Below are 11,967 nucleotides of genomic sequence, written 5' to 3'. Positions count from 1 at the left end.
TCAAAGGCGAATTGCCGACTGGGACGCGTTACTTAGTAGAGAATTAACATAAACTTCATTATGCGGCGCTATGGTGGGTATTGTGATAGTATATTATCGTATGTATGCTAAGCTCCTCTCATGGAGGTTCCGCAGCATGTACTATCTGATCAAAAAGCTCCTCCCCTCGGTTGCAGTGGCTTTGGCCGTGACGGGTCTTTCACTGCCGACACCTGCCCGCGCGCAAACCTACCCAATCGATTGCGCGATCCTCTTATGTCTGTCTGGCGGCTGGCCGGCTTCAGTGCCATGTGCAAGGGCGCGCGCGGAATTCATCAGACGCATCACGCCTTGGCCAGTGGAACCGCCGCTGCAAATTTGGCGTTGCCCTATGGGTGCTTCTTATGAGAGCGATCAGGTGCCAAACAGCGCTGGTCGCATCTTTGAGGCCTTTTACCAAACCGAAACTCACCAATCGCTGCAATCCTTGCGAGGCAGCGATTTCGTTCCCTCCGATCACCCCTTCCAGCTCGTTCAGGATCGTGCGGACATCGATATCAGCGGGTCAGAGTTCGATTTCGTTCGGTCAATACGCGTTTTTGACGTTCGCTATGCCCAACAGCGAGAGTCCGATCGCGATGGCGAATGCAACCGTAGAATCTCAATTTACCGCGGAACATATGGTGAGCAAGGCGACTTCACCTGGCAGAATTCTACCATATCAAACTTACCTACTGCTCATGTAGGACTCGAAAATTGGGGCAAACACTGTCCGCGGATTGGCCATCGCTCAGTGTTCGTCGATTGGCTTGCTTCCAATAAAAACTACGGTTACGAACAGGTCAACTATTAGACGTGACAAACGCTTTGCATATGAACTTTTCTAGATATGCATGGCACTGGTTCTCATCGTCGTCTGAACCCAAAGACGATTTTTATTGCCAAACCAGACTTATGCCGGCCGCTAACAGAAGTCTCATCTAGAGGATCCCGACATGAACATTCGCAGCAATACTGACGAGGAGCAGACCGCCTATCCAAGCCAGTCCCTCTCGAAAGCGCTGCTTTTGATTGAGTGCGCGGGTAGCTTTGCTGCCCATCAGTGCAACCAAAAGGTCTGAAGGCACCGCCGTCAGAGGCACGAGGGCACCAAGCACAAGAAGCTGCAAACGAACGTCTGCGGGGTCAGCCCGTTCGATACCGCCTTTGATGAAGGGCGGGAGAAAGAGAGCGAAAAACAGAACTGTTTTTGGATTCAGAATTTCAACCAAGATCCCTTGCCAAACGATGCGAAAGAACGACTCTTTGTGGACTTGGCTTGCAGCGAGAGAACGTTGGGAAGACATTCGAGCGGTCCAAATCATTTCGATCCCCAACCACACCAAGTATGCTGATCCTACCAAGCGGAGCGCTTCAACCAGCCACGCGAACTGTATAAATACTGCGGCCAGGCCATAAGCTGTAGCGATCGCCAGCAAAACTCCACCGATCCCCAACCCAAGAGCAGACGCGAGACCGGCCGATCGGCTCTGGCCGATGCTGCGGGACGCGACATAGAGCATCGACGGACCAGGTGTGACGCTCAGCGCAAAGCCAGCAAGGGCGACGGCCAAAATCGTATCAAGTGAAGGCATGTTTCAAACCGATAACGTATTAAACCTGTGTTCAAAGGGGTTTGTGACTAAATCATCTTTCTTGCCCCCATCTGCCGCCGCGCGTCTGCGCTGCATTTCCCGAAAATATGGAAAATCCCTGACAAGCATCCGTTCCAGATGTGCTCCGGCCAGGAACGGTTCGTAACGCGCCGGCCGCGTATCGCTGACAAGTTGGGGGAACGGAGCAATCATCGTGTCGTAATTCGCGGCGACGAAGTATGGCAATGAAAAGCGTTCTGGGCTGAGATTGAGAACCCGGTGCGGGGTTGAACGCAGTAGACCGTTGCTCCACGCCTCCAGCATATCTCCGATATTCACGACCAACACGGCCGGATCGACAGGAACGTCGATCCATTGGTTATCCTGGGTCATCACCTGCAAGCCTTCGTTGCGGGTATGGAGCAATGTCAGGCATTCGTAATCGGTGTGTGCACCCATATTGACAGACTGGTGATTGACCGTTTCCTGACGGCGAACGTAGTGCAACAGGCGCAGTTGCGAGATCGGCTTGCTCATCTGATCCGTCATTGCCCCGGCAGGCAGTCCAAGGTGCAACTCTAGGGCCGAACAGACCTTTTGGCCAAGTTGCGAGACTCTGAGATAGTATTCAGCGACAGTCGCTTGAAAGCCTGGAAGCGCAGGCCAGACGTTGGGACCGAGAACTCTGCAACCGGCGAGGAAATCCTTGTCGTCAGGTGGCAGGTCCAAGCCAAGATCGAAAGCCTCATAGTTCCGATTTATCTCGTCCGGGTAATCGCCTTTTTCCGTAAAAGGGACATATCCGCGGTGATTTGGGCTATCACCAATGTAATATCGCCGCTTGTCCTTGTCGGACCATGCAAAAAAGGCGTGGGCTGTCTCATAAGTGGCCTCGATGAGCTCCGGTTCAATTCCGTGATCACAGATCCGGAAAAACCCGAATTCACGCGCAGCTCGGCCGATGGCATCTGCTGTTGACACGATACCAGATATATCGCCGGCGAGAAGCGCACCGACGCTGATAAGTGGCAAACTGGGCGACGTCGCCTTATGTCTCGCTATTGATGCTCCCACGCTCTCCCCCAATCTCAACCATAAGTTAAAGATTATTGGTTAATGAAGTGTGAGCATTGGCAGGAGCGGCAGGGAAATACAGATCGAAAGTCGATCCTTGACCCGGACAGCTTTTCACACCAACCGCTCCGCCGGACTGGTGAACAAAACCCAATACCATCGACAGGCCAAGTCCCACACCGTTGCCGACTGTTTTCGTCGTGAAGAACGGATCAAATATCCTCTGTACATCCTGATCGGACATACCGGTTCCAAAATCTTGAACACCGAGGCGAGCGTAGCGCCCTGGTTCAAGCTTGCTGCTGAGCTCTCTTAAATTAGAGTGCTCGATGAGTACATTCTCTGTCGAGATCAAGCTGTTATCGGTGGCAGAGGGGGCTGCATCATGAGCATTGGCAATGAGATTCCACAATACGTTTTCGACCATATCTCTATCAATGCAGACCGGCCAAAGCTCAGCTGCAGGGAACAACTCGACTGTCAAACCCAGATCACGTTTGCTCCGACGGCACAGATCTTCTGCAACGGCATTGAGATTGCAGACCTGTGGATTGAGCAGTGATTTTTGCGAAAACGCCAGCATACTTTGAATCAGAATTGCGCCGCGGGCCGCTGCGTCTTTTCCGTCTTGCAGGAAAGCGAGTGCATCGGGACCCGACATCTCCCCTTCAAGAAGCTCAAGGTTTCCTGAAATGACGGTCAAGAGGTTATTAAAATCATGAGCGAATTGCCCCGATAGACGTCCGATCGATTCTAGGCGACGCGCCTCAGACAACCTGATCTCCAATTCCTTGCGGTTGACTTTTTCCGCACTCAGTTCCGAGTGCGCAACAACGAGGTCGTTGTAGCGCCGCGAGGACCGTTCGGCTTCCTCCAGCAGCGCGAGCTTCGCACTCGTCATCGCGGCAACGGTTGTCAGCGTTTCCAGCTCGGCTTCGCCGAAAGCACCAATGTTGGGATGCTCGCTATCTATTACACCGAGGACACGATCACCGATTTTCAGCGGAACACAAATCTCTGACCGCGCCGGTTCAGTGTCAGGAATGTAGTTCTGATCTTTGAGCAGATCATCGATGATTGCAGGCTCTCGCTTCTGCGCAACCGTTCCAGTGATGCCTTGGCCAAAAGGGATGACGAGCGGATTAAGGATGCTCCTCCCGAATGGGTTCTTCTCACCCCACGCTGCGACCTGTGTCAGCGCGGTCTGATCCGCGTTTGCCTGATAAATCACACAATCGACAAACCCCAATTTCCCGACCACCTTTTGAGCCACATACCAAAACAGATCATCGACGTTTGGGATCGCCATTAAGTCAATGGCGAAACCGTTGAGTATGCGCAGCGTTCTTGCTTCGACGGCGTCAAACCTAGACACGGAAATTTCAGAAAGCGGATCTGACACTCTTTACTTCTTACTGGTTTAATCGTGCTCGACAATGTAGGCGCCCTACAACCTATAGTATAGTAAAAAATTCTTTTTCGTCGACAATATCCTCACGGACTGGGCACCAAGCCCGCTCTATTCATCTACCACTGTGCGCGCCTACGAATATCTGGAGCATGATGCCTGCCAGTGGGATCAGAACAGAATTTAGCACGTGCGTAGACGAAAGTCTGATCATTCGCAGCTGAGCAGGGCAATTCATCACAATTTCCACAGAGGGGGGGCCATTTGCACCAACCGCCTGCCACAGATACTGCCACATACCACCAACCTAAATGTATGTTTCATCACCTTGCCAGCCGAGGCTTGCCCAGCGTAGGTGCTTTTATATGCGTTTGGTCAGCTCTGAGCCCAACGATACATGGTCGACCAATCAACAGTGATCCTCCACTATACCAATAGAGTTAGCACGCCGTATTCGGACAGCGGCTAGCACAGATATCAACACGCTGTACAAAGGATAGTCTCACTCGGAACGCGGTGGTCTTTGAACGGGGATCTGCGCGGCATCAGAGACCGTAACCAAAGCTGTCCGAGGCGGCCTTTTAATGCCGCAGTCCTCAACTCATTGTGCGTAACCTGAGCGAACAAAAGCGTGAAGATTCTGCCAACAGAGCGTACGTACCATTTACGATTTTTTAAGATATTCTTCGGATACTTATTGGGTAGTCTTTGAAGGAAAGTCATAATGACCGAGCATTCTTGGATTTTGTCCGTTTTTGAGGATATTGAGGAATACTGTGAAATTAATGGTCTTGAGCGCTTGTCCACGCGACTGGTTCACATGCATGGCGAAGTACAAGCATGTTTGGAACAGCAGGATACCGAAGACGCAGACGCGTGATAATTACGTAAAGACGGTCGTGCCAGCCTGTAAATAACGCTGAGAAATGCGCAAAATGTCGGCACTGCTACCAATCACTACATCTGGTCTCTCTAAGAATTTGGCAAATATCGCCGAGAAAATGTGATCTGATTGATCGAAGAAAAACGCTACTTTTATCCGCAGATTACAAAAATCGCTGAGTTAAAATTACTCTCTGATTTTCAAGTAAAACCTAACATCGCGTTTAAGAACATCGCGATTTCCGTTCTTTGTTAGGAAGCAGCCACATCATCCAGATCAACACGGTGCCCTTTGACTTCACTGATAACGGCTATTGCTTCGACTTTTCTAGTCGTTAGATATCTGAAGTCGATCAGCTGACGTGCCAAACTATTTCTGCGCATGGTTCATCTTTCTTTAACTTAAGATGGCGATACATGGCCTTGGCGACGACGAGCAGTGGCCCACTAAACCTATCAAAGAAATTCTAATTCTCAACCATGCAAGGGGTCGTTCCTAAGGCGGCCCCTTTTTGCTTTGGAAATTTATTAAAATCGAAGCGAAAAGCCAGATTTTCGCTGAATTTTGGCCAAGTAAGCGATCCGTCATCCCCTTAGTTAGGCTGTCATTGGAGGGCGACATGCAGGTTACGACAGAACACTTTGGGGGAAATGTTTTATGGGCCAATACAGATAATGGTGTTCCATCTGACGAAGTCACAGAAGCGATTCAGGCACTGGACATTTCGCACGTTCGCTTTCCTGCGGGTCAGGCAGAAACGGCCTTCAATATTGCAGAGCTAGAAAACGGCGAATTAAATGCTGGTGTAGTCAACTTCCTGGACTGGGCGAAATCTGCCGGAATCACGGTAACACTGATTATTCCGACTGGCGTATTTCATCAGGACAGTACAGTCGACATATTCGTCGAGAAGGCGCTAGAGGAATATGGTGAAACGATTGCGACGTTCGAAATAGGTAATGAGTATTGGAATAAGGATGTTGGCCTTACCGAAACAGTTTTCGCAGAAAGGGCCAATGAAATTATCGAGGACGTGGTTCAAGGCATCCAAAACGCCGAAACAAGCTATGAGCCAGAAATCATACTTCAAATGGGGAACCCAGCAGGACTATTCTCTGAATTTAGTGCCGAGAATAGGCCCGATTTATCCTGGCTTGAAGCGATCGAAGCTTCCAATCTAAAAATTTTCGAGGCGCTATCGGAGACTACGTTAGATGCCATTGACGCTATGGTATATCACTATTTCTATAACGACACGGATGTGCCGTTTTTAGAGAATTCCGCAGAGACGAACTTTTACAACGAGCGCTGGGACGTTTGGAAAGAAATACTTGGGGACGAAATCGATCTCTATGTAACTGCATGGAACGTACAACGCTTCAACCATGAGGTCGTTGGGATCAAGTCGACTCCAATCATAATTTACCAAATGTGCAATATGCTATCGGATGGCGTCGAGCAGGCATTCGTTTGGCCAATAAATTTTAATTCAGCAAATGATCTTGCAGGCAATCTTGGCGTTGACCCAATTGTCGACGGAAATGGTATCGTCGTCAACAATGTGCTTGGCGCTACCTTCGACCTGATGAGCAATTCGCTGCCGGGAACTGAATATAGGAGTCACGGCCTCTCAGCAATTTCCGACCACTTGTGGACCGCAGTTTTTGAAAGCGAAACAAAGGCTGTAGTCTATTTGAGTTCAATTTCTGATTTTGGTTTCGATGGTTTAGTAGATCTTTCAATATTTGGATATGAATTCGTGTCATTGGAAGGTCTACAAATTGGATATGATCAATCGACATCAAACGGCACTCACTGGGACCATAATCTCAAGCAATTCGTTGCGTCTGATTATATCTTGCTTGATCTAGATGGCGACGGATTAGCAGATGATGAGTATTTCACGAACGAGCATGATGTTTCAGCTTACAGTGAGTTCATCGTTTGGGACGAAGGCACTGCATTTATTGATCTGAACTTACTCCCTTATGAAACTATTGAGCTAACTTTCGTTTTAGAGAACGTCAATTTCATCGGCGGCACACTTGAAGCCGATCAGATAACCGGAACGGCTGGCCGCGATGAGTTGCACGGCTTTAGCGGAAACGATTGGCTGTCGGGTTTTGGAGACAATGACTACATCTACGGAAATTCAGGTAACGACCGGTTATTTGGAAATTCTGGAAATGACGTTATTTTTGGTGGTGCTGGAACTGACTCGCTATTTGGCGGTTCAGGAGACGACATTTTAATCGATATTGATGGTGAAACATTCATCGATGGAGGAGAGGGTTCGGACTTTGTGTTCAGCACTGGCGGGCCTTTAGAGCTCATTGATTCTGGTGCAACGGCTCAGCCAGCGACCGTATTCGACGATATTGTAGTATCTTCCTCATCGGATGACTTTATTGATGCTGGAGCAGGCAACGATCTTGTTTTTGCAGACGGTTTTTTCAATTCATTTGGCGGGAGTGATACGCTTATCGGTGGTACTGGAGATGATGTTCTAAGTGGCGGACTCGGAGCAGATACTTTTGTTTTCAAGCCTGGAGACGGAACCGATTGTATCGGACTTTTGGAGGATGAATTCGATACTTGGGAAGGTGACCCCAATCAACTAACGCGAGACTTTTCAGTATTAGCAGATCAAATCAGTCTTACTAACTTCGAAACCATAAAAACATGGGACGATGTTAAAGCCCACCTCCATCAAACCGATTACGGCGTAATGCTTCAAGCTGAAGGCACAACGATATCTATCGTAGGTGTTTACATGACCGACCTGACCGAAACTAATTTTACATTTGGACTATAGGTGACGATATGGAAATAATCCTTTCCCTTCTTATAGCTGCTTTAGGTATTTCTACCATTTTGCCAGATGGTACAGATGACGTGGAGCAAGATCGAAGCGAAGATGACGACCTAGAGCAAAGCGAAGAGGTGAACATCGATATTGTGAGCGGAACTGAGGAACAGGATCGGTTTGAATTACAACCGGATACCAATTCAGTGCCCCAGATAGAGAACTTCGAAATCAACCCAGACAAGTTCGAAACTGATCTCTTGGTCTTGCTCGATGAGAATGGAAATGAGCTACCTAAAGAAGAACTATTGGCGAATGGTAATTCACCTTTAACCATAAGCGAACATGAGAACGATCCACAAAGTTCAACACTGTATGTTGGTGGCATTCCGGTTGTAGACTTAATCGGCGTACCTATTGCCGAAGCAACGTCGACCGACAGCTACATCTTCAATTTTAATCACTAGGCTAAACCGCCAGCTTAGCATTCAATGAGGGTGTTAAGCTTATGAAAAGGTTCCGTTGATAGCTTCATCCTACCGTTACAAGGAGGCATAAATGAAGTTAACTGTTCCAATTGGCTGTCTTTTTCTAGTGTCCGCTTGCGGCGGCGGAGGGATTAGCAGCATTGAAGAACCTATCAGTCCCCCCCCAACCTTTTTGGAGCCAAAAGCTGGCGAGGTTGTGCGTGTAACGATGTCGGGAACTGGAGATCATCTATTGGAAATTGCTCAATTGACTGAGACGGGCTTAATTGAGACTTCGCTAGGCTCAGTGTCACCGTCCGAGTACGTGATACCCAACGGTTTTGAAAGTATTGCTGTCTATCGAAATGCATCTGACGAACTGGCATTTTTCTTTGTTCCCACTGCGGAGTCACCTCAAGGAACCGCGATTTACTCAGGTTTTTCAAATGTCGAAGTCATAGATTCGAGCGCACTGCACGTTTATTCTGATACAACCGCCGCAACCGTGCTGACATATGACTTTTCTTCTGGGAACTTACAGAGCGAAATATCCATTGAAGATGGAACAATGATAAATGTTCAAACTGGTGAGCAGGAAACAATCTCTGGGCAGACGATCACGATTGAAGCGGCTCATATAGACGGTACGGAGAGCTTTGAACTGATCGGAACTGCGAACTTAGTTGGTTTCCCAGAAACTGACAATCAATCAGTCAACATGGATTTAGTCGGCGGGCCAGCAGGACTAGGTGGAAATGAGTTCGTTCTCTTGGGACAAGGGAATGATACAGACGTTTCCACACAATTCGTTTTTTTAGGGCAACAAAATTAGAAGGGCTTATTTCACGCCCTTGACCTACACAAAGACTCATCACTTTCGTCCATTTTATTAAATCCTGAAGGCATCCGTTCTGTCACTGCGGCACTTCGGGCTTATCAGCCGCGAGCAAGTCATAGTCCCATAGAACCTCGCGCACGTCATGGCTTGTTAGGCCGCGTTTTTGTATATGACATAAAAAACTGATGGATGCCTCGAGGCTTCTTTTGTTGGCATCCGGATCGAACACCCGCCCACGCCGCACGTCAAACCCGATCGCCCGCTAGCCTTGATAGGCCCGCTTGGCGAGCTCACGGCCCGTCATCCGACTGTATTGCATACGTCGTTCGATCATCTCTTCGTCGCGGATCTTAAATCGTTTGGGCAGACCCAAATTGTAAAACACAGCCATGGAATGGCTGTCGCCAACACGCGAGGTGAGCCGCCGCCCGTTCTTTTGAGCAAAGCGCTCATAAGCATCTTGCACCAGCAACACATCGCGCAACACCGCGCTTGTTGTAACTCCTCCATATCGTAAGGGCCGTAGAGCTGGACGCCCTTATCTGGATCCAGCTCAATGTCCTCGGGATGCGGCAGGACATGATCTGACGACAAACCATGCGCCTGCAGCTTAGCAATTTTTCTGTAGGCGTTGGCGATGTATACTTTGGCATTTTCAATCTCGATGTCGCGTAGACGCTGTCGTTTGGCGTCCGCTTCACTCAGCATCCTGATCAGGTTGCGTTGAGCATGCGGGCTACCCTTCATACTGGTCTCTACGATCTTGCGAAGGAGCGCCTCGTGAGTGTTCATCTTCCGGACACCTTGCGCCGTTTGGACACTCACCGTCTCTTTGGTAAGCTCTAGGATAAGGCGATCATTGTCCGACAGCCTGACAACGTCATGATCAGATTTACGCACACTCATCTATGCGCCCTCCCGATCTGAAGCCGGGCTGCCCGCAGCCTTGGCCAACACACTATACGCAGCCCCGCAACTGACCCTGATGGGATCGCACCCCGTCATCTGCCAATACCGCGCTAAGATCGTGTCGCAATAAAGCGGATCAAGTTCTAACAGATGCGCCACGCGCCCTGCCCGCTCCGCAGCAATCAGCGTCGAGCCAGACCCCCCAAAAACATCCAGCACACGCTCGCCACGACGTGTGCAGTCTTTGATTGCATCCTCTATAAGATGCACTGGCTTCACAGTTGGATGCATCGCCAACGCATCGCGGTTCTCTTGTGTCGGAACATTTACGCCATCGTAGTCCCACACATTGGTTCGGTAGCGTCCTGTCTCGCCCAGACCAAAGCTATTGGTGTGCGGCACCGAGCCTTTCTTAAACACAAACACTAGCTCATGCTTAGAGCGATAAAACGTCCCCATGCCTGCATTGGTTTTGTTCCACACGCAAAGGTTCTTCAGCGCATCAAAAGCAACCTCGCCCGCATCCATAACCTCGCGCATATGACGCCAGTCCATACACACAAACGCAATCGCACCATCTCGGCACACACGGGACGCATTCGACAGAGACGTCGTCAAGAACTGCTTAAATTCATCGGGCGACATCTCTCCAGAAGCAAAAGCAAACTCGCGATGTTTGTGCTTCCCCTTGCCCGTCACATGACCATCAATCGGCACATTGTAAGGCAGATCCGTGAAGATCAGGTCAGCCGCCTGGCCGTCCATAAGTTTGGCGACATCAGCGGCGTTGAGGGCATTGCCGCAAAGCAACACACGCGGCCCTAACTGCCAAAGATCCCCGAACTTAGTGACAGGATGGCTCGGCATACCAGCAGGCAAAACATCCGCAGATGAGGCGATGCCGCGATCATCATGTCCATACAAGATGCCATCAATCTCCGCAATCTCAAAGCCCGTCACGTCCAAGTCAAACTGTGCCTCAACCAAAAACTGAAGCTCAATCGCGAGGATCTCTTCGTCCCATCCCGCTTTCTCGGCCAAGCGATTATCGGCCAGAATATAGGCGCGCTGTTGCTCTGCGCTCAGATGCGCCAGGCACAGCGTCGGAACCTCGCTCCAACCCAAGAGCTTTGCAGCCTCCACGCGCCCGTGACCCGCCAGCATACCTCCCTCGTTCGAGATCAAAACAGGGTTCGTAAACCCAAACGTCTCAATACTCCGCGCGATCTGTTTGATCTGCTTGCGCGAGTGTGTACGCGCATTGCCAGCGTAAGGTATCAGCTCCGCAATCGCGCGCATCTCGACAATGGGCAAAGCTACGCCATGCTGGCCAAAGCCAGGTTGTAAAATCTTCATTGCATATTCCTTAGTTGGTTTGAGTGTGAGACAATATTACCAGCTCTTGCGTGAACCACATAGCCACCGTAGCAACTCACGAACGCCTGGCAGGTCCACCAAAGGCCCAAAAACAGGCCCATTCTTGAACAGGGTGTTAAATAGCACTTCAAGGGCTATTGAAGAGGTTTCAAAATCTTCAAACCCTTCAAAAGCCCTACAGAGAGGGCCTTCACATCTGCGTGATGATTGTTACAGACATGCGCGCCTCGCAAACTCAAATGTGTAACGGCGCTCACGACGCAAGCGTTGCGATCGAGACAATCGGCGACCAGTCTATATCAAAGTATCTTTAGTTTGCGGCCGCTCCGTCGCCCAAAGCAGCAATCACATCCAGGATTTCGACAATTTCATTCGGCTTCACAACAATCCCATTCCGCTTTGCGACATTTTACATGTGCAAAACTGCAAGGTCGGACAGGCTTTCACCAAGCCAATTTGGCATAGATATCGCCCCAAAACCCCCAAGACATCACTAAAAACACGACATATGGGCATTAAACCACCCGATGCACAACATTGGCGTGCAGATGACATCATAAACAAGAGACCCGCTAGCAAATAAAAAAATCCA

The 11,967-nt window shown here is 49.6% G+C and carries 10 protein-coding genes; 5 read left to right on the top strand and 5 right to left on the bottom strand.

Features of this window, described 5'->3' with window-relative positions; genetic code table 11:
• Window positions 1-136: 136 nt before the first annotated feature.
• Complete coding sequence (locus L1065_RS15260; RefSeq protein WP_237096371.1) at window positions 137-832, top strand: hypothetical protein; 696 nt, start codon at window positions 137-139, stop codon at window positions 830-832.
• Window positions 833-959: 127 nt separating this feature from the next.
• On the opposite strand, the gene L1065_RS15255 is transcribed toward L1065_RS15260, so the two are convergent.
• The 3 genes from L1065_RS15255 to L1065_RS15245 all read right to left on the bottom strand — a co-directional run bounded on the left by L1065_RS15255 (window position 960) and on the right by L1065_RS15245 (window position 4,089).
• Entirely contained in the window at window positions 960-1,613 is a 654-nt protein-coding gene (locus tag L1065_RS15255; RefSeq protein WP_237096370.1) for a LysE family translocator, read from the bottom strand.
• A 3-nt stretch (window positions 1,614-1,616) separates the two neighbouring features.
• A complete protein-coding gene (locus L1065_RS15250) occupies window positions 1,617-2,645 on the bottom strand; it encodes an isopenicillin N synthase family oxygenase (protein ID WP_237096369.1) in 1,029 nt (342 codons plus the stop codon).
• Between the two features lie 67 nt (window positions 2,646-2,712).
• Window positions 2,713-4,089, bottom strand: a complete 1,377-nt coding sequence (locus tag L1065_RS15245; protein ID WP_237096368.1) for an ATP-binding protein — start codon at window positions 4,087-4,089, stop codon at window positions 2,713-2,715.
• Between the two features lie 730 nt (window positions 4,090-4,819).
• On the opposite strand from L1065_RS15245, the gene L1065_RS15240 reads away from it, so the two are divergent.
• From L1065_RS15240 to L1065_RS15225, 4 genes are all read left to right on the top strand, one after another.
• Window positions 4,820-4,975: a hypothetical protein gene (locus L1065_RS15240; protein ID WP_237096367.1), complete on the top strand. Its 156-nt coding sequence runs from the start codon at window positions 4,820-4,822 to the stop codon at window positions 4,973-4,975.
• A 514-nt stretch (window positions 4,976-5,489) separates the two neighbouring features.
• Window positions 5,490-7,793 carry a calcium-binding protein gene (locus L1065_RS15235; RefSeq protein ID WP_237096366.1) on the top strand — a complete coding sequence of 768 codons (2,304 nt, stop codon included), beginning with the start codon at window positions 5,490-5,492 and terminating at the stop codon, window positions 7,791-7,793.
• Window positions 7,794-7,801: 8 nt separating this feature from the next.
• Window positions 7,802-8,251 carry a hypothetical protein gene (locus tag L1065_RS15230; protein WP_237096365.1) on the top strand — a complete coding sequence of 150 codons (450 nt, stop codon included), beginning with the start codon at window positions 7,802-7,804 and terminating at the stop codon, window positions 8,249-8,251.
• Between the two features lie 91 nt (window positions 8,252-8,342).
• Window positions 8,343-9,083, top strand: a complete 741-nt coding sequence (locus tag L1065_RS15225; protein ID WP_237096364.1) for a hypothetical protein — start codon at window positions 8,343-8,345, stop codon at window positions 9,081-9,083.
• 336 nt (window positions 9,084-9,419) lie between these two features.
• Here the strand turns inward: L1065_RS15225 and L1065_RS15220 are convergent, their stop codons facing one another.
• Both L1065_RS15220 and L1065_RS15215 read right to left on the bottom strand, forming a co-directional pair.
• The gene (locus tag L1065_RS15220; protein ID WP_237096363.1) at window positions 9,420-9,995 is read right to left on the bottom strand and encodes a DUF5681 domain-containing protein; all 576 of its coding nucleotides are present in this window, start codon (window positions 9,993-9,995) and stop codon (window positions 9,420-9,422) included.
• Window positions 9,996-11,354, bottom strand: coding sequence for a DNA methyltransferase (locus L1065_RS15215; RefSeq protein ID WP_237096362.1), 1,359 nt, complete (start codon window positions 11,352-11,354; stop codon window positions 9,996-9,998).
• Window positions 11,355-11,967: the final 613 nt, after the last annotated feature.

Origin of the sequence: Nereida sp. MMG025 (assembly GCF_021654165.1) — a bacterium.
In the GTDB taxonomy this organism is placed as follows: domain Bacteria; phylum Pseudomonadota; class Alphaproteobacteria; order Rhodobacterales; family Rhodobacteraceae; genus Nereida.
Note: the sequence above shows the minus strand (reverse complement) of the source record. Positions and strands in the feature narration are given on the sequence as shown.

Excerpts from the sequence above, each read along its gene's own strand:
- L1065_RS15260 (WP_237096371.1), top strand. The coding sequence starts at position 137 with ATGTACTATCTGATCAAAAAGCTCCTCCCCTCGGTTGCAGTGGCTTTG.
- L1065_RS15255 (WP_237096370.1), bottom strand. The coding sequence starts at position 1,613 with ATGCCTTCACTTGATACGATTTTGGCCGTCGCCCTTGCTGGCTTTGCG.
- L1065_RS15240 (WP_237096367.1), top strand. The coding sequence starts at position 4,820 with ATGACCGAGCATTCTTGGATTTTGTCCGTTTTTGAGGATATTGAGGAA.
- L1065_RS15230 (WP_237096365.1), top strand. The coding sequence starts at position 7,802 with ATGGAAATAATCCTTTCCCTTCTTATAGCTGCTTTAGGTATTTCTACC.
- L1065_RS15225 (WP_237096364.1), top strand. The coding sequence starts at position 8,343 with ATGAAGTTAACTGTTCCAATTGGCTGTCTTTTTCTAGTGTCCGCTTGC.
- L1065_RS15220 (WP_237096363.1), bottom strand. The coding sequence starts at position 9,995 with ATGAGTGTGCGTAAATCTGATCATGACGTTGTCAGGCTGTCGGACAAT.
- L1065_RS15215 (WP_237096362.1), bottom strand. The coding sequence starts at position 11,354 with ATGAAGATTTTACAACCTGGCTTTGGCCAGCATGGCGTAGCTTTGCCC.